General features: G+C 50.7%; 7 protein-coding genes. All 7 read right to left on the bottom strand.

Going from position 1 to position 20,055, the window contains the following annotated elements:
* Nucleotides 1–100: 100 nt before the first annotated feature.
* Complete coding sequence (locus OEY58_14535; protein MDH5326670.1) at nucleotides 101–646, bottom strand: NADAR family protein; 546 nt, start codon at nucleotides 644–646, stop codon at nucleotides 101–103.
* Between the two features lie 111 nt (nucleotides 647–757).
* Entirely contained in the window at nucleotides 758–1,048 is a 291-nt protein-coding gene (locus tag OEY58_14530) for a hypothetical protein (GenBank protein MDH5326669.1), read from the bottom strand.
* A gap of 355 nt (nucleotides 1,049–1,403) precedes the next feature.
* Nucleotides 1,404–1,898 carry an ATP-binding protein gene (locus tag OEY58_14525; protein MDH5326668.1) on the bottom strand — a complete coding sequence of 165 codons (495 nt, stop codon included), beginning with the start codon at nucleotides 1,896–1,898 and terminating at the stop codon, nucleotides 1,404–1,406.
* 239 nt (nucleotides 1,899–2,137) lie between these two features.
* Nucleotides 2,138–2,644 (bottom strand): thioesterase family protein, encoded by a 507-nt coding sequence (locus OEY58_14520; GenBank protein ID MDH5326667.1) that lies wholly within the window; start codon nucleotides 2,642–2,644, stop codon nucleotides 2,138–2,140.
* 97 nt (nucleotides 2,645–2,741) lie between these two features.
* On the bottom strand, nucleotides 2,742–3,305 hold the full coding sequence (locus tag OEY58_14515; GenBank protein MDH5326666.1) for a hypothetical protein: 564 nt from the start codon (nucleotides 3,303–3,305) through the stop codon (nucleotides 2,742–2,744).
* 982 nt (nucleotides 3,306–4,287) lie between these two features.
* Nucleotides 4,288–13,113, bottom strand: a complete 8,826-nt coding sequence (locus tag OEY58_14510) for a hypothetical protein (GenBank protein MDH5326665.1) — start codon at nucleotides 13,111–13,113, stop codon at nucleotides 4,288–4,290.
* Nucleotides 13,110–20,000 (bottom strand): SDR family NAD(P)-dependent oxidoreductase, encoded by a 6,891-nt coding sequence (locus OEY58_14505; protein ID MDH5326664.1) that lies wholly within the window; start codon nucleotides 19,998–20,000, stop codon nucleotides 13,110–13,112. Before OEY58_14505 ends, OEY58_14510 begins: the two co-directional genes overlap by 4 nt.
* Nucleotides 20,001–20,055: the final 55 nt, after the last annotated feature.

Below are 20,055 nucleotides of genomic sequence, written 5' to 3'. Positions count from 1 at the left end.
GTTCTCCGCGTCAATTCCCAATTGTAAACCGATTGTCATGGCGGTACAGGCCGGTAGGGGGTACTTCTCAAGGCTGACATTAATCCGGTTATGTCTAGCCTCATGTCAGCCGGTCCCGCACCAGCATTAGTGCAAAGCCCAAAAGGTTAAGTCCTTTCCACAAATTGGGGTTTTCGATAGCCGGGTTATCTGATGACATGCCCACTCCCCAAATTTTGTCTACCGGGCTGGCCTCGACCAGTACGCGATTGCCGGTATTCAGTAAAAATTGTCGCAATTTCCCGTTATTGCCGAATTTGGCCAGATTGGCATTCACCACAATTTCAAATCGTTCTTTTTCCCATGTTTTTTCAGTGAAGCCCTTAACGCGTCTGCCAATTGCTTTTGCTTTCCCGGGATTTGGCGCTTTGAGAGCCTTGTCGGCAGATAGGGCGTCACCAAACAGTATAGCTTTATGGTACATCATATAGTGCTCTGCCGTTGCGAAATGTACGCCATTGCTTTCAAACGGTGAGTCATACCACTGACTCAAGCAGCTTTTGGTTACTTCGTTCTTTTGTTCCTGGTGTCCCCAAAAGAACAGGTACCTTACTTGATTGCCACCATTAAGGTGATCTACCAAATCTGCTTTGGTGACGATCGTCAACTCAATTCACTCCCAATATTGAACGCCCGGATGGTGTGGTAAATACTATTTGCCGAAAGCGTTCAGTCTGATGGTCCATGGGTGAAGATTTTGGTTTGTGTAGATCGATTTTCAGTCCCCTCCATCTGATGAAGAATGATCCCCAAAAGGACTATTCTTTTTTTCACCCATTCCGGGTGCGCCGTCAACACCCCCGCTGCCGCTATGCTTGTTATTATCTTTCTCAAAACCATAACCCAAAAAAATAAGAGCTAACCCCACAACCCAAATATGCGGAAACAAAAAATTCTCAACTGCCGGATGGTCACTTAACATATCCCTTTGATTCACTATATCGAGAAGAATAATAGCTCCACCCAGAAAAATGAATATCCATCTTATCGGTTTAGGTAGCCCAAACATGCTTTTCACCAACTATAGTAGAAATAAACCGCTGTCGTCGGTCCGATCGATCCAGCCGCCTGTCGTCTGTTGCAGTCGCACTCGACAATAGCCCATCCGCGGCCATCTTTTTCTCGCTCCGGATTTTTTGCAGCGCCTGAAAGCGGGCGGGTATGACAATAGTATCCTTCTTTTATCAAAATATCTTTCACGCAGCAACGAGTACGTGGGTCAGCACAGCGAGGTTTGGATAGGCTGAAATTGCCGGAATTGTACCGGATTCGTTCGTTGCGACATTCTCTGCCAGCTTGGCTTATCCTCTGAAAAATAGTTATGGTTTCATAGTTTCTGTCGGTTGCAAAAAAAGCGGGCCACATTATGTGTTTTCATCGACAACTTGTAGATTGAACCCTTCACCTTGTTCGGGTTCTTGAAAATATTTGGTGACTTCAATGAACATGGCTTCAGTATCAAAAATCGCCCTCTCCGGCTGTTCTATCCGCCTTTTCTCAATTTGTCGCAAGCAAACAACATCACTTACTTTCAAATAGATAAGCTCGTTTGGCGCGTTGGCTTCGGTAATTAATCCTTTAAACCACTTGCGTTGAGTTACAGTGTTTGCAGGAAAATCCATAACCACACTCGTACCGGTTCTTAATATGTCAAGAACATGCGATTTTACTAACGGCTTCAATAAAGACGAATAGTAACGGTAATCGGAAAATGACGTGATTAGCTTTGGGTAAAGCTTGGATAGCCATTCATCTTCAGAGATTAAAACGGCATTGCGATCCAGGGAAACCTGCTTCGACTTGGTCGTTTTGCCTGCGCCCATTTTACCCGAAAACAATATCAATGTACCTGCTTGCACTTATAATCCTTCAATGTATGACTTTCAATGTTGGGGTAGTGCGTCTCATGTGTGCGATGCAGTGAAGAGGGCGGTGAAAAAGGATAGGCACGATGTGCGTGTTGCCGGGTAACAAGGAAAACTACTGCTGAACCCGTTCGGTAGTCGGTCATCCAATGATTGGAGACAAAACGGGGGTCCGCCGGATAAAGATTCACATTGAAATAATTACCCTGTCTCATGGTCGTCCCTTGATTTGATTATTCTTTAATAGCATCGTCAGTTTTACACCAATTCACTACGACTTCCGGTATGTCTCCTTTATAAGGCCCTAAGTCTACTAAATTGTAGGGGTTGACACGTCCTTTGCGACTCCACATGGCGCCTCTGGAAAATCCACGGGCAGCAAGTTCACCGTTTATGATTGTTCTGTGTTCATAATAAATCATCTTTTCATCCCAATAGTACAATCCGGTGACCACCTGTACTTTTGAAAACAATTTCATGGCGCGTTGGAACCGAATGATCTCTGCATAGGTGTAAGGTGACCATGCTTCCCGAATTAGGCGGCGCATTGGAAAATTCTTAATTATATGTTTCCAACGACCCAGAGCCTGGAAGGAAAAGTAGGTATGGGAAAATGCGCTTGCAAACTCAACATCAAAAGGAGTAATCCAGAAGGTGCATGTTTCAACCGCCAGAGGGTCTTTTGATTTTCCGCTAAATAAACAACCAATGAGAATATACAGCCATCTTATTCTGTGCATGAAATTGTCCGTTCAGTAAAAATGGTGTCGAGCATGCCTGTGGTGATGCCAAGTGTTCATATTTCCCAGCAAAGTAGAGAGGGTCGTCCAAGACATATTAATGTCTGTCAGTGTCGAATGATTCGTTGTCAGTGCCGTCGCCTCCCAGAGCCCAGGTCCTAAAGCAAACACATTCCTTGTCTGGGCAAATCATCCAGCCTTTTGTTGGTGCGGATTCACCATTCCTTGTGGGGCCCATCAATAAGTGCTCATCAACGCTGTGCCCACAGAGTCCGCAAGTATCAAGCGCTCCACTATTTTGCTCGTTATTCAATGCGCTCAGCTGCTCGATAAATTTGTTATGTAAGTTTCGATAGTCGAGTTTGGTTTTTGGTGCCTTGCCATAATCAAATACAATGTAGGCTTTCTCTTCAGCCAGTTCATTTGTTTGGGAAATCCTATTGAATACAAAATTGTGGATCTGGTAACAAACTCCATTTTCCAATGCGCAGCGGAGATCCTCTTTGCTTTTAAATGAGAACCCAAGAACCCAGTGATCATCTCGGTTTTGGTCATTGATTATAAAGTATCTCTCCGGGGAAGGGGTCACTGCGGACGCATCGGATATCACTTTCCCGAGAATCGATTCGATCTGATTGGTAGCGAGTTCAATATCTTTCATACAAAAAATGCGCGCATTTAAAGTGCGATCCGGTTGCCAAAAAGAGCGACTTGACTGGAAAAACTATACACTATTTCCCCACAATTGGATAAGCTCGGTTAAATCCGGTTGCTTTTGATAGTGCGCAATTTCAGGGTCCAATTTGACCCAAGGCTGAGCACTGCGAAGCCATAAATGCGCAACAGGCTTGAACCATTTGGTATCATCAAAGGTGCCGGGTTTGAACGCAATTATGTCTGGATAATCGACAGCGCCGTACCAAAATGCTGTTCCGCAATTGCCACAATGATACCGGTCAATAATGGCGCCATTATGATCGAATCTATTTATAGCGACTTCACCGTGAATAATTTTTATGTCCTTACGATTAAGTATCATCGATAAAGTAAACGCTGAGCCTGAGGATGTTTGACATTCAGTGCAGTGACATGCGTAGCATGTCAGCGGCTTACCATTAAACAAATAGCGTACTTGCTTGCATTGACACCCGCCTTGATACATAAATTCCTACCTGTTTGGCTTTCGTTCCCATAACGCACGGGCCTGTGCGGCCTTAGTTGCGCAGCAGCTGTCGACCGGGTCCATGCTGGTGGCCGCCTGCAGCTGCTGAAATCAGTTGCAATTGCCCGAGAAACAGCTGTTTATGGTATCTATTTTTAGCACATATTTATTGTGTCATCTAGTGAATCGGACAAATATTCTTCAAAGGCGAATTGTGAATACGTGGCGGCGGTGTCTGGAGATATTGTTCGGTAGGACTATTCTGTTTTTTCGATTTGGTAGAAAGCAGTCTAGCTCGCCTCAATCTCTTTGAGACAAATGGAAACATTGAGTCACTGAAGCGATACAGTGGAATGTCAGCAGTTATATCCGGAAACTGTATCTTGGCGGTGTTTGGTATTAATGTGAATATGATCCGACATGGGCGCCCCCAATTTTTGAGTAGAGAGCTTTTAGGGTGTGCAGCGCGTAACCTGGCTGTTTAGGATAACTCAGGCTCGATGGCGGTACTTTTAAAAAAGAAGTCTCGCAGGGTGTTGTAAAAGTACTTCTCCTTGGGTGCTATCTGTTTTAGCGGCTTACCGTTCAGTAATTGTAACAAGTGCGGGTGCAGTTTTCCCGGTGCCGTTTCCAGTAAGGTCACAGCCAGTGCGGCATAGGGTCGGTCACACGGGTATTGCTTCACCCAATTGTCTGCTTTTGATGCCAGTTGAATAAACCCGTCAGGGCTATCGACGTATTCCCAGTTGCTAATGTAGTGTTGTTTGAATACTTTTGTAAGCGTAGCAGTTGCGGCGTTTGTAGGGCTGCCTACACAACAGTGCCAACGGCTCTGAGCGGTGGCGAGGTTGCTGAGGGGGTTCATCGCAGTGAAACTAACGGGCACAACAGCCCATTGCTGCTCTTGTGCCAGATTAAAATACAGGTTTAGGTCTGGGTCAGAGGCCGGCAGGGCTATGCTGGTCGCTTGTTGGAATAAGGTTGTTGCGTGATGTCGTATTGCAACTTTGTCTCTTGCAAGGCAGTGGCTGTGTAGCGGTGGCAGCTGTATTTGCGGATACTGATAGCATAACTGTAACAGTTTAGTGGCCCAATGAATGTGGTGTTTTCGGTGGGCTTTGAACGCCAAGGGTGTCTCGCTGATCACGTTCATGCCAATGGTAAAACACAAGGCTGCCACATTATCCTGTGCGTCGTTGAAGTCGCAGACGTATAAAGTCGGGCAGCGGTACTTTTGTTCGCTTTCACTTAGGCGCAAAAAGACTTGAGTTTGCTGCAGTAATGCCCACAGGATATTTTCAACCGCGGTGTCTTGGAGGTGCCAGTGTTGATGCCAGAATTGGCTTAAACGTTGTTGATTCCATTGAATGGCTTCGCCATTACACACGCTGACCCGAGCACCCCTGCGTTTCAGGTGTAGTGGAAACGTTGTGAGGGGGTATTGAGGGCACTGCGCTTGGGAATGTTCTAAGTCTATGCGTATGTAGGCCGGATGAATCTTGATTTGATGGGCGATATGTTCCTTGGCGGTAACAATTTCACATAATTGCGGCTGGGACTCAGGCGTGTTAAATATTTTTTCGATGGTTCCGTGTAGCCAGGTAATGTTTTTTAACTCGCTGCATGTCAGGTGGCTATACTGTGTGTTAATACTTTCCTTTTTGTCATTACATCCCTCGCTATGATTATCTGGATGGCTGTAACGTAGATTCTCAACAAAGGTAAGATCGCGGAGGAATTCGCGTCTTTTGACGGGTCCTTGCCGATTTAACGCTTCCATCGGCATCAGAGCCGATTCGATGATGCATTGCATCCATACCTTGTTGTTATAGATCAGTTGTACTCGAGTGCAAAGCAGCGCTTGTTTCAACCCCGCAAAGCGAGCTTCCCCCCGCAATTGCCCGTGACGTGGTGGGGCTTGGAAAAATTGCAGATCTCTAAGGCGGACCGGATAAGCCACACGTTCTTTGCTGTGGTCGCCGCACCAAAGAAAGATGCGGTCATTTGGTATAAAATGCAGTGCGGTATCCAAGAGTCCTTGATTTAAACTGCCGAAGGATACATTGCCGGCGTCAATATCAATGAGGGCGCTGCTGCCCTCGGAGTTAATATACAAAGCGGTGAGGTAGTGAAACGCCGGGCCGTGGAACAAGTGTCCCTCAGCATAGGGATTGTTCCTTGGTATGGTTTCACACAGGGGCGGCAAGGCCGCCGGGGCCTGAGGCCACTGGGGCGCCAACCTTAATCGGGCCTGGGCGATGAGTTCGGTGCCCTGGTCGTCGTTGTCCAGTGTGAAAAGCTTTGCAGCCACGAAGGAGCTATCTTGTTGTTGTAAATTGGGTTGCATTGATTCGGACGATAGGGGTTGCGAATGCTGCAATCGAATGCTTAGGTGCCGCTCTCGATCACACAACAACCAGCGAAAAACCTGTAGTTCCTCCACACCCACAAGCGGCCGTTGTTTCCACTGCGCTGCGGCTGAACCAATGAGATCCAATATGCTCATTAAGGGCATGGTGGAAGCACAGTAGGTGGGTTTGTGGTCCTTCAGCCACGTTTCCTGATGCGGGTTAACTACCGTGTGCACCGTTGTGATGCTGCTGCTGTCAGTTACTTTTGCTGCAGTTGTTTGGGCTTTTTCTTTCTTGGGTAAGTCTGTATGGTGACTGTTCGCAGTGGTGGTTTCGACTATGCTCATGCCCAGGTTAGTGGCGTGATAGATACGCAGTCCGTCTACCCAAAGAGAAGCATCCGCGTTGACAGTGACTCCTTGTTCTATGGTATTTTTTGCAGTGATTTCCATTGTAATATGGATTCGTTGATTCTCCGGTATTACTTGACCGCGATACTTCCAGGACATGGTTTGGTTCAAGGTAATGGCTTGAAAACGCGGAGCTTTGAATCCTTGATGCATTTTAGTGTGTAACATGTAAAACTGTAACAACTGCAACATGGCTTCCAGTCCCAGTGAGCCGGGTTGAACCGGGTCTTGAAAGAAATGGGCTTTAAAAAACCACTCGCTGCTGTTTACCTGTTTTTCGCTGCGTAGTGCGCCCAAACCATGGCGACCACCTTGGTCCCAAAATCCGGTGATACGGTCCAGCATCAACAGGGGTTTGCGCGGTAGCGCGCATGGGCCGTCAAAATAGCGTAATGGTTCACATTGCAGGTCCACAGGATCCCAGTTGCTTTGCTTGGCCTGTAGCAGTTGTTTAAGCTCGGGGTCTTCTCCCACGCCTTGTTGTTTTAACAGGGTATGGGGCGGGAAAAAACCGAAAACGGTTTGCAGTTCATAAATGGGCTGATTTTGTTGATGACATTTTACGTCAAAAGCGACAATAATCATGCCGGACGATTCTGAGTATTGTGTTTGTTTCACGCGGGTTGTGAGTGTGCCTTTATCTTGGTGCACCTCTCCCAACACGGTACCGCTACCATCAAGATTGCGAAAACACAGAGCGGTTTCTCGAGTGCCGGCGATGCAATAAGAGGCCAACCAGCCACAGGGCTGCAAGGCCGCTTCCAATAGTATGCAGTACGGCATAACGGCGGCTGGATTGGCCTGAAAATACCAGGCGTGCGGGTCAATGTGGAATTGCGCTTCAACGACACCACCGGCTGCCAATGAACCGGGCGAGGGTGGAATTTGGGTTAACTCGGTAATACATAAATACGGGGGAGCGGGTAGTCGGGGTACGGGTATACCCGTTGCATCGAAATAGTCATAAGCGGACCCGAAGGCAGCGGAAGGTTTGCCTAAAGCGCAATTGAGAATGGCGGCTGCGTCAGCCCTTACATCACCGCTCCGGGCAGCGGTGAGGCGGGGTGTGCTTGAATCGGATTCGAGTTTGGTTTCCATGTTCAGGTCTAAGGTGGACTCAATGGGCCAGCCGGGACTTAGACCCAGGGCCATGCCTTGCCCATGGAAGGCTTTTTTGCCATCAACACTGCAAAGTACATCGGCGATGAGATAAGGCTTGCCCTGACGGTCAGCGCGTGTGACAAATATTTCATAACTTAGCAGTCGACTGCTCGGTGTTGCCTGGCCTCTGCAGCTCAGTTTAAAAGGTCTTTCCGGCAGTGGTTCAAACCGCCAGCCATCCTTGTCCAGTGTGTAACCCAGACTGCTGAGGTATATCGCCATAGCTTGTAAACAACCTTCAGCCATCAATGTGCCGGGCATGCAAGGATCGTTTTTAAAGTGTCCTTGATAAAACCAGTGGTCCGGTTTTAAGTCCAATTCTGCTCGTAAATAGCCGCGGCCACAGGGGCCTCCTTCGTGGTCGATATGGGTGACACGGTCCAGTAGACGCATTTTGCCCGACGGGATTGCAGGGCTGCGAGTGTGTGTGTTGGCGCGCGCGTAGGCTGGACCAAAACATTCCGCCACTTTGCCTTGGGCAAAGTGTTGTAGTTCTTCTGTGCTTAAACAGTGTTTGTAGTCTGATATCAAGGCTTCATCGTGGTTTGAGTTTTTATCCCAGAGTATATCTTTTGGAGACCACAACACACCTTCGGATTCTTGCAATTCCCGGTCGGTAAAAAAACCGGCCTGACCATGGCGTACGCTCATGTGCAGGCTTTGGTTAATGTGACAATCATAGTGGAAAAAAAACAAGCGCACGCCGGCGTGAACCGCATGGCCGTTGATGTGAATGTCAAACTGTAAGGTTTCACCGGCTTGGCCCAAGCGGTCGTGAAATGTAAGTTCGCAGCCCAATAGACGGTATACCCGTTGGTCCTGGTTAATGAAATCCACACCAAGGTAGGAGATCAGTAACAGGTCAGCCTGTCCCGACTCCACCATAATACCGGCGGGGATGCGCCCGTGGTGTAGATACCAGGAGTCCTCGTGAATGTCAGTCTCCGTCCAGATGGTGCCGGTTTTCATGCTTCCGGCTTCGGCGTCTATGCCGGTTACACGATCTGCCAGTAATAAAGGTGGCATGGGCATGCGCACCTGGCGCATGTAGGAGTCCTGTTGTTGGAATATTTCGCCGAAAACGGATGAAATTTCCCCCGCGGCCAGTATTTCCAATTGTTCGCGATTGAACTTGGGCCCGGGTAGCGCCGCTATGGGCCGCGACCCGGTTGCGGATTCTCCGGGTTTTGTGGCGTCCAGTGTTGGTGTTGGTGTTGGTGTTGGTGTTGGTGTTGGTGTTGGTTCGGTAATAGTCTTTGCTGCGCCTGGAGACTTCACCTGTTGCCCAGACCGGGGCTGGGTTTGCAGCAGATTAAGATAGGAGCGCGTGGACTGGGTTAAGTCAGTTGCCGCTGCTTGCATCCCACGTAAGTATTGAGTATGCATGTGATTGATTTGTTGTAGCAGCGTTTTTCTTATGTCGACTGTTTGTGTTTGTGTTTGTGTTTGTGTTTGTGTTTGTGTTTGTGCGGATGTGGGTGCACTGGCGGCAGCGATTGCCGAATCCGGGTATGTGCTCGTGGGTGGTAATATGGGAGCAGGTTGCATGAATAGGGCGCTGACCGATTCAGGAATGGCAGTTGGTTTTGTTGCGGTTGTGGGCGACAGAGGCATGGGTGGAAGTATCACGGCAGGGGGGTGTGCCGCAACACTAATGCGGGTACGCAGGTCCTCGCTGCTGTCATCCTGTTGTTTGAGAGGGGTGGGTAACGCATTACACACCGCTTCTATATCCAGCGGTACGCCGATGCTCCATAACTGCCCAATGGCACTTAGGGCTTGATACAGGGAGTTGGTGCCGGGCACGTCCAGTGGAACGCAAACATGCGGTTTGTCTACCAGGATAGTGTCCAGCCATTGGCTGCACAAATTACGCGGACCGTGTTCAATGAAAATTCGGCATCCGTCTTTGTAGGCTTGATGCACGGTCGCTGGAAAGTCTACCGGGTTCACCCCTTGTTGGGCAATGGCTGCGGCCGCGCTTTTTCTGGTTGGTTTATAGGCGCGATTGCCTGCATGGGTATAAAAGCGCACCCCGGGTACGGGTGTTGTTTTGAGATTATGCAGTTCATACCAGCCCTGGTAATAGGATTGAGTGTCCGGTGTGTGTACTGACAGGGTAAATACCAAAGGTGCCGCATTGAGCTTATGGTGGCGAATCAGTGTCAGGCAGCTTTGTTTGTCACCGGAAATAATGCAATCGTTTGCGGTATGAATAATGGTGATGCGTATTAAGGGAATTTTATCGGCAATCCACTTTTCCAACTCAACGACCGAATGCAATACGCGCCAAGAGCCGAAGCTCACCGATTCTGCGGCCTGACTCAACCCGGCCCGGCGCCATGCGTCACTCACTATTTGATACGGTGCACCCAGTGCCGAGCCGTAAAAATCGCTGTCATGAATGCGTTGAAATATCACATCAAGATCGTCCCATGCGCCCAAGGCAAACAAGGCGTTGGATTCGCCGGCGCTAATACCAATAGCTGCCTGTGGTTGGATTTGAGCGATTCCCATGGTCCAGTGGGAATGGAGTAGACTGAACAGCGTGCTGGAGAAAATAAGATCCATGGAGGACAACTGCGACATTGGCGTGCGCGGGTCCAGACAATGTGGGTAGGCATTTAAGGACTGTGTGCGTTGCGCCATCATGCTTGCCAGCTGAGGTACAGCCAAAAACAATTCCCGGCCCATCCCTGCATAGGCAGCGGCAGTGCCATTATAAACCATGGCAATTTCGCCATGGATGGTTTTGGTGGAAAAATGACAGTGGGGCAGCTGCTCGATGCCACCGTGGATTAAGGCTTGGGTTAGCTGTTGGTGTTGTCGTTCGGCTGTCAATTCGGGATTGCCGGCATCACTGCAAAAGGCCAGCTTCACCGGCCCCTGGCCTCCGTGGATTCGATGCTTCAGTCGCTGCAGGAGCTCCGCTTGGTTTTGTGCAGCATAGTAATGTAGTTGAAGTTGGCTGGGGTCGTAGCCTTGTGTTTGTGTGGATGTACCGGTGATGGTATGTCCTTGCCATTCACGCAACACCACTTGACGGGTTTCGCCTCCCAGGTCGGTGACTCGAACCAAGGCGCTGCGGGGTTTGGGGCCGGGCAACCAGGGGATGGCAGCGGCATCGACATTGGGAATGGCACCATGTTTTAGAGCCATGGCTGCGGCCGCTACATGTAACAATCCCGAAGCGGCGTGGGCATGGCCAAAGCGGGCACTCAAACCGGGATGGGTGGGGCCCAATTCCAATTTCAATTGCGTTGTGTCTGCATCTACGGAAGTACTGAGTACGGCAATGCCGGATTTACTGTCTTCACTGCGTTGCAACACCAACACCACTGCAGCATCCGCCGGGGTTTGTCGGTTGGACGGCAGCAGTTTTGCTGCTGTTTCCTGGTGCAAGGGTTCGCAACTCAAATCCACTGCGGCCACAATCGCTACATCCACTTCGTGATTGAGTAAAGCATTTTGGGCCAGCTGCAGAGCGGCAGGCCCTGAGTTTTCCTCGGCGCCTATCGTGATAGCGCCAGCCTGTAGGTCGAGCAATTGGCTGATTCGGTTGGCGCTGATGTTGGGCATGGCTCCCACCACGCGTGATGCATCACAGGGTCGCATAAAGGCGTCACATGCCTGCTGCAGCCAGTGCTCATCCACTGCGGTGTCCAGATGTTTTTCCAAATACGATTGCAGTCGCCAGCGGCCGTTATGCCGGCTGACTTCGGTATCGCAGCCCATGCCCACATAGATGGCGCTACGTTCGGGAATTAAGTTCAGGCCATCTACCGCCTCCAGCGTGGCGAGCAATACCATTAATTGTTGACCCAGGGCCTGTTGCAAATCTTTGGGTGGGGTGCCCAGGCGAGTCAAGTCCAGCTGAAACTGTTCCACTTTTTGATTGAGTGTTACTGGTTCTGCGGCGTTGAATAGATGTTTGACGAAGTCCGATGTGCCGGCGGTGCCGTTACGAACAACGACTTGGGTAATGGCTACGGTTTTTTCCCTTTGAAGTGCCGGTGGTTTCGCGGATGCAAAGCCGGAATCACTGCCTGGGTTCCGGGGCCATTGTTGCAACAGCAAGTGCGCATTGTTTCCGCCGAACCCGAAGGCATTGATAGCGGCAGTGAATGGTGTTTCGCTTTCCCATGGCTCACTGGTTTGATTCAGCAATAAGTGACCTGAGTGCAGCTCATCCAACAGTGTGCCGCTAACGGGTGTGGGGGGGATAGTACGTTGTTCCATGGCAAAGAGCAGTTTCAGTAGCCCCGCGCCGCCTGCAGCTGTGACTAAGTGTCCCATATTGGCTTTCAAGGCGCCTATATGTATGGGTTTTTTAGGTTTAAAGAATTGTCTGATACTTTGCAACTCTACTGTGTCACCGACGGGTGTACCGGTGGCGTGGCATTCGAGCAGGGAGACAATACCCGGATCTACTCCCGACATACGATACGCGTTTTTCATGGCGGCCAGTTGGCCTTGTCGGGATGGGTTCAAAAAACCACCGCGATTTCCGTCGTTAGACAACCCCACGCCGCGGATAAGTCCGTGTATGTGCAGACCACGGCGTAACGCTTCCTCCACCCGGCAAAGGGCAAACACCACACAGCCTTCGGCAGGGATGAGTCCATCCGCTTCGGTTTGAAAAGGGCGGCTGTGGCCGCTTTTACTCAAAGCACCCAGAGCGGCAAAACCGATATGCAGAAACAAATTGTCCGCGTGATTCACCGCCCCGGCCAACATAAAATCCCTTCTACCCGACTGCAATTCATCGCAGGCGTATTTGATGGCATACAGGCTGGAGGCGCAGGCCGCATCCAAGGCCATGCTGCCGCCGGTACAGCCAAGGGCTTTAGCCATGGTGGCGATCGGTAGGCCGGTGGAAAAACGGTCCCGGTGCTGCATGGGTTGTTGCAGCAGCGGGGCAAGTGCTTCTTGTAAAAAGGGGTCTTGTTGTTTAAGCCAGTATTGCATGGACAAAAAATTATGTCCCTGCGTTGGGTAAGACAGGTTTCCCATCACCACGCCGGTTGCGGGTAGGGTGGAGAAGTCGTTGAAGCCGCAATCGGTTAAGGCCTGGCGACCGGCATCAATAAGCCAGTGGTTTATCGGGTCGGCGCTGAGGCACTGCTGTAACTGCTGTTGTGACAGGAGTAAACCCTGATCGCTAAAGTCGAAGCCCTGTACTCGGGAGCCGATGCCGGAATAGGTGACATCGGTTCTATAGTCCGATAGTGGCAGTAGCACTCTATGCAACAGGGCGTCCCATTGTTGAGCACTGGCCGGACTCAGCGAAGATTCTCCTGCGAATACAAACTGCCTGAATTGTTCCACATTCAGGGCTTGCGGTAGTACACAACCGCGGCCGACGATGGCAACAGCATTGATCATGCGGGTTGGTTCTTGCGGGTGTTGACAGGAAAGGGAATAAAATGACAGCGCGTCCCTTCCAATGACAATACCAGCCGCTGTTGAGTGTCGTAGGCGGCAATGTCTGCAATTATTTGCGTTTTGCTTCTGCGGATTGCCGTTTGGCAGAGAAATGTTTCGCCTGGGGCCGGGTGTCGGTGCCAACGGATTCGACCTATACTGGTGGGTAAGGCGCGGTCATGGCTATTGCACTGGCCCCATAAGACGGTCAACTGCAAACAACCTTCCAGTAAGCTGGACAAATTGCGATGGCTGTTGCCGGCCCAATGGCGTTCCAGTTCAGTGTTAACGGTTACGCTACCGCCATTGTCACCATATTGCTCCAAGGTTTCAATGATTTGAAAGTCTTTACCATGGAATAGCGCTCGGTCGTGATAGATCTTATCTATACTCACAGGCCACTTTGTTTGCGTGACGTCGAACCGGCCGAAACCTGACTTCAGCTTCAAGGCGCTGTCTGCGAATGCGTGGGCGCGATAGCGTTCCCGGTGTTGCTCGTCAAGCAGACGTAAATCGCAGTGCTTGCCTTGGGTACCGGCTTGGATGTGGAAAAAACGCTCTTGTTTGAAATCTCGCAGATCTATACCTGCCAATACTTCAACATCCTCCAGCATAATAGGGCAGCGTAGTTCTTCTCTGGCGATCTGACAAAACCATTCCACCACTTGGGCGACTGGAATTACGACATTGTGATTAATCGCATGATGGCGTAACTGAGGGAAATTGCGTCTGTTTAGCGCGATCCGATAGAGTCGCTTACTTTCGCTTTGCCGCTGTGGGGCATCCTGGTTTTGGTTCGCTTGGGTTGGTGGTAAGGAAACCGCGGGTGCCAGTATGACATTATTTTGCCGGTCAGCACAGTGCAGTTCTTGCACAAAGGCTCGGGCGCCTTTGTGCAAGGGTATGAGTTCCACTCCGGCTTTGTGGAAATGTTGCTTCAGTGCCGCGTTGACCATGCCGCCATCCCAGGCGCCCCACATCAAGGATTTGACTTGGCACCCGGGGTGTTGTTGCGATAGGTGTTGCGCCACACGGTTGAGTACTTCATTAGCTGCTGCGTAGTCGCACTGTCCACGATTGCCGTAGCGGGATGCCACAGAGGAGAATAAGTACAGCATTCGCAAGGCTTTCATGTCACAGCTGTGTATCAGGTTTTGCAATCCCAACAACTTGGTATTTAAAACATGGGTGAACTGCTGCGCTGTTTTGGATTCAATGGCCTTGTCCGCAATCACACCCGCGGCGTGTATTACACCCTGAATCGATCCCCATTGATTTTGGATCTTTGTAAGCACGTCTCGGGTGGCGTTGGTATCGGTAATATCCACGCTGAAGTAGGTTGCCTCGGAACCGTGATGCTGCAGAGTTCTCAGTGTGTGCCGGATTTCGCGTGTGGCCAGAATATGTTTGGCGTGTTGTCTTGCCTGTGTCAGGTTTTCCGGGGCAGTCCGGTCGCAGTGTTGTAGCAGGGCTTGAATTAAATCGGGTTCAGAATCCAACGGGTGACAGTAAACGGGCTCTTCCGCCAATGGGGTTCGTCCCAGTATGGCAATGCGCAATTTGTGTGATTGAGTTAAGGCTTGCAGGCAGGCGGCGGTAACACCACGGGCGCCGCCACTGACAACGATGACATCGCCGTCTTTGACAGATTGGGTGGGTGGTTTGTTGTTCGGTTGTGTGGTGTGGGTCTGCGTGACCGGCGTGGCAACATCTATTAGCGTGTAGCGGCCACCACTGCTGTCTCGCATGACATGGGACTCCGGGCCGCCGGATAGCAATTCTTCGGTAATGAGTTCAGCAAGGTGCTGTGCGGTCATTCCCTGGCAGGCGATATCAAGGCTGCGTACATAAACCTCCGGCCACTCTATGGCCACGGTGCGGTTCAATGCCGTCATTCCGCAAGACCAGGGTATGCTGTTGTTGTTGTTGTTGTTGTTGTTGTTGTTGCTGTTGTTGTTGCTGTTGCTGTTGTGCCACGCTTGCGCAAGCACGACAAAGCCCTGGTTTTGTCGTAACGGCTCGGCCAAGGTTTGCAGCCACATAAATGCGTCTTGAATCTGTTCGATTCCGTGTTGAGCATCGTTGCTGGGTAGTAAAGCGCCCAAGTGTATCAAACCGATAACGTCTTCGGGAATGTCATGCTTTTTCTGCGCTAACTGTGTGCGTAAACCCCGGTTCTGCAATAGGTGGTTGAGAGTTTCCCCTAGACGTGTCTCCTGGTCCCCCAGCCCGGGGCGAATCAGAATGGTGCCTTCTGCAAACAAACCCGGTACAGCAATATGGCAGGGGTCTGTAGGTATGGGGGTGGGTATGTTGCGTGGTAACTCAGGTTCCGGTTCTGTTAAGTCAATAGTTGACTCGGTTGTTGCTTCAATTGGGTTTGTATGTTCCGGTTTTTGTTTGAATCCATTTTCTGTGGACTTCATTACGTCAATGAGTTGTTGTAAGGAGGTTGCGTTACTGAGTTTGTCAGCATCCAGGTGTTCCAGTTCCGGCCGTTGTAGTTGCATGTGCGCCAGAATCTCCACTCGTTTGATGGAATCAATGCCCAAGCCGCTCTCCATGTCCATATCAGGGCGTAACACTTCTCTGGGATATCCGGTTTTTTCCGCTACGGACATTAAAAACAGTTCTTCAAGATCAATCTCAGGATGCCGGATGGATGCTGGTTCAGGATCAAGATCAAGATCAGGAAGTGGAGTAAGTCCCGGAGTTTTAGCGGGTTCAGCCGAAATGGAGGAGGCTGTCGGCATGGATGGCGTAGCTTCGGAACTATTGTCTGACTCCAAAACCCGTTGTAACACCTGCCCTAAAGTACGGGCTTCACTCAGCGCATGGCTCTCCAGTCGGCCCAGCTGCGGCGCCAACGTTTGTAACTCAGATAGAATTTCCACTCGCTTTATAGAATCTATGCCCAAACCGCTTTCCATGTCCATATCCAGGTTTAAGACGTCCAGAGGGTAGCCGGTTTTCTCTGCCACAACTTGCAGGAATACAGTTTCACTGATGCCTTGTTCGGATTTCTGGTCTGTGTCCATGTTGTGTACTGGTGGCGTCTGTGTCGTTTCCAGCAAAGCCTCAATGCTGCTCAATACCTGTTCCAGGGTGGGTGACTCAGCCAGCTGGGAGGCGTCCAGTTCTTCCAGGCCGGGTAATCGGCTTTGCATCTCAGACAGAATCTCCACCCGCTTGATAGAGTCAATGCCCAGCCCCCCTTCCAATTCCATGTCGCCCTGTAGTACTTCGCGGGGATATCCGGTTTTGTCCGCGACAACATCATAAAACAAATCTTTAATGCTAAAATCCGGTCTTGGTTGAGTGGTGGAATTGGGAATCAGGTCAGGGTTAAGGTCGGCTCCAGAGGTCCCCTGCATTGCGGATAGTGTTGGTTCGGGTGCGGTTGGTGCGAGTGCGGGAACCGATTCCAGGGCTTGCGTAAACGTGGGCGTTGCTCCGTGAGCCCTAGCGCCGTCCGTTTGGAATTCTTGTGTAGTTTGGCCATACGTATTGCTTACCTGTGATAGGGTCGAAGAATACAAGGTTTCACTTTGTGGTGGAGCGGTGCCATGATGCGACTCGCTTAAGAAAGTTGGCGCCGGTGTTTGTCCCAATAATTGTGACACGGTATGTAGGTAGTTGTTGTGAGCCTGGCTCATGGATTGTTGCAATGCGGTGATGGACTCGTGGTAGCTTTGCTGTGCCTGGGTGGCCAGTTGCAGCATTTCTTGAAGCGTGTTTGCCGCTGTCGTGTCGTTAGGGGTTGACTTCTTCGAGTCTAAGTTTCGGGTCGGCACGGGGCCATTGCTCGGGATCTCATTGGCGTGTGTCCATGGCGTTTCCTTGGATTGGCTCGGGCATTGCGTCGCTCTTTCGTTAAGTACAGTTTCAGATACAGTTTTCGTTGCAGCCTCAGTCACAATTTTCTCTATCAGTGGTTCGTGCATGGGTGCGGTTTTGGACGATGGGTAAGGGCGGCCAATATTGGTGCCATTGACTTTTTGTGTCAGTTTTGGGGTGCCGGATTTGGCGGTATGGGTCTGCATAGCTTCGGGCGGTTGATAACCTTGCCACAGATGGCGCCAATGGATAAATAAGCCTGCCGCATGGCATCGGGCCAAAGCCTGGAAGAACGCAGTGACACCGTGTTCCTTTTTCTGATCCAAAGGTATACAGCGATGGGGTTTTCCTTGCAGGCAGGCGTGGGTCAATTTGCTCAATACATTCCCGGGGCCTACTTCTATAAAGTTGCGCACACCTTCTTTATATAAGTGCTGTATTTGTTGTTCGAAATAAACGGCTTTGCCCAGTTGCTGGGCTAATTTTTTTCGCATGGCGTTGGCGCCGACGGGATAGGTTTTCGCATCGCTGCAGCTCACCACGGGAATTTTGGCTTTGCATATGCGCATGCCTTGCAGGTATTCGCTGAACGGTTCCACCATCCCGGCAACAATGGGTGAGTGGAATGCGCTGCTGACAGGTAAGCGTATGTAGTGAGCTCCATTTTGTTCCAAGTATTTTTCCGCTTGCTCTATTGCCGCCACGGTACCGCTGATAACGGTCTGTTGTGGACTGTTATAGTTGGCGATACTGCAGTCTGGAACGTCTGAGAGGATGGTTTCGGTCTGTTTTGCATCCAACATGACTGCCGTCATGGCACCGGGGGTGTTTTCGGCACACTGTTGCATTAAGCTGCCCCGATGCCAGGCAATACGAATCGCCGTTGCGGGTTCCATCACTCCTGCGGCACACAAGGCCGGTATTTCTCCAAAGCTGTGTCCTGCTACAGCGTCTGCTTTTAAACCCGCCAGATTTAGCAATTCCAGAAGTGCCAGCGAATGGGCCGCTAATGCCGGTTGCGCTTGCTGGGTTTGTTGTAAATAGGATTCTTGTCGGCGCTGAATTTGGGGGTCGAATGCCGGCGGGGGAAATGTGCTGATGTGGGGACCCTGTCCATTGGGGCCGCTGTCCGCTGCATTATCCCAGATCTGCCGTGCAGCATAATGAAACATGGCCAGATCCGCTCCCATATTCACATACTGACTGCCTTGGCCGGGGAATAGAAAAGCTGTTTTTTGGGGGGCGATTCCTGCGCCGATATAAATACCATCAACTTCGATTTCAAACTCCGACTCGGTTTTGTCTTGCAATAAGGCAGCGGCTCGTGCCAGCTTGTGCTGCAAAGACTCCAGATCGGCGGCAACAATGGCGGTACGCAGCTTGGGCGCATCTGCTCCGGTCTTAATAGCGAACTGGGTATCAAAGGCTATGCTGCTTAACGAAGTGGCCGCCGGACATCGTTTTGCCAGAGTATGGCATTCGTTGATTAAATCGGTGGTAGTGTTTGCCTCCAACAGAACCACTTCAACCGGGCTTTGCCGTGTTAATGGGGGGCGCAGCCTGGGATCGGTATACTCTTCCAAAGTGACGTGAAAATTGCTGCCGCCAAAACCCAAGGCGCTCACGGAGGCGCGGCGTGGGTGTTGTTTGGATCGGATCCACGGACGTGTGCGAGTGTTAAGGTAAAAGGGACTGTTTGCCAATCCGAGTTTCGGATTTTCCTGCTGCGCTTTTATAGTAAGGGGCAAGGTTTTGTGGTGTAAAGCCATGATGACTTTGATCAAGCCGGCAGCACCTGCCGCACCTTTGGTGTGCCCGATTTGCGATTTGACGCTGCCTAGCGCACACCACTGTCGTTTCTCTTTTTGGTCATGGTTATTGGGTTGGGTAAATACGGTTTTTAAAGCGGTAAACTCGGCAGCGTCCCCGGCTTTTGTGGCAGTGCCGTGAGCTTCCAGCAGCTCCACTGTTCGGGGTGCATAAGCGGCCGAATCATAGGCGCGCTGCAGAGCCAGACTCTGGCCTTCGGCTCTGGGTGCATAAACACTTTTCGATAAACCATCAGATGATGAGCCGCAGCCTTTAATTAACGCGTAGATGGCATTATTGTCACGCCGTGCATCACTGAGGCGTCGCAGAGCCAGCAAGCCTACACCTTCGCCCATCATGGTTCCATCGGCTTGGTTGGAAAAAGGCCGGCAATCGCCACTGTGGGATAAGGCACCGGTTTGAGAGAAGCACATGTACATAAGAGGGTGATTCAACGCATCTACCCCCCCGGTCAGGACCAAGTCGGAATGGCCCAAGTGCAACTCGCTTAGGGCCATGGAAAGTGCGGACAATGAGGAAGCACATGCGGCGTCCACCACGCAATTGGTGCCATGCAAATCCAGTCGATTGGCTATGCGCCCGGCAACCACATTACCCAGCAGGCCGGGAAAAGTGGTTTCCTGCCACGGTACATAGTGCTCTAACATGCGTTGTACTAATTCTTCTGCATGTTCTGTTTGCAGCCCGGCTTCCAGCAATACTTTACGCCAGATAGGTTCGCCTAACCGACCGGACATTTCGCTCATTAACTGTGTCGCACCGGATATGCCCAGGATAACGCTGGTGCGTTGCCGCAGTTCTTGTTGTTTGTCAAACAGCCGGGCGCTTTTAATTAACTGCTGCGCCACATGTAAGGCTAACAGCTGGCTGGCATCGGTACTGTTTAGATTGGCGGGGGGGACGCCACCGGCCAAGACGTCCAGGTCAATCGGGTCTATAAAAGCGCCACGATCGGTGTAAACCCGGTCATCACGCCTGTCTTTGGAGTAAAAGTCACTGGGTCGCCAATATTCTTCGGGGACACGCTTTATGTGGTCTTCACCATAAAAAATGGTTTGCCAATATTGCTCCAGGTTTTGCGCTCCGGGAAATAGGGCTCCCATCCCTACAACCGCTATGGGCTCCTGCGCGGGTGATGTTTTGTGGGTTGCATTTGTTCGAGTACGGTCACGTCCTGACATGTTTGTGCCTGCGGTTCTCTACATTTATTGGATTATACAGATGTGCTAATGCGTA

It is taken from the genome of Gammaproteobacteria bacterium, assembly GCA_029882975.1.
Classification (GTDB): Bacteria; Pseudomonadota; Gammaproteobacteria; order SZUA-152; family SZUA-152; genus JAJDNG01.
The sequence above is the reverse complement of the archived record's forward strand: the minus strand, read 5'-3'. Positions and strand labels throughout refer to the sequence as shown.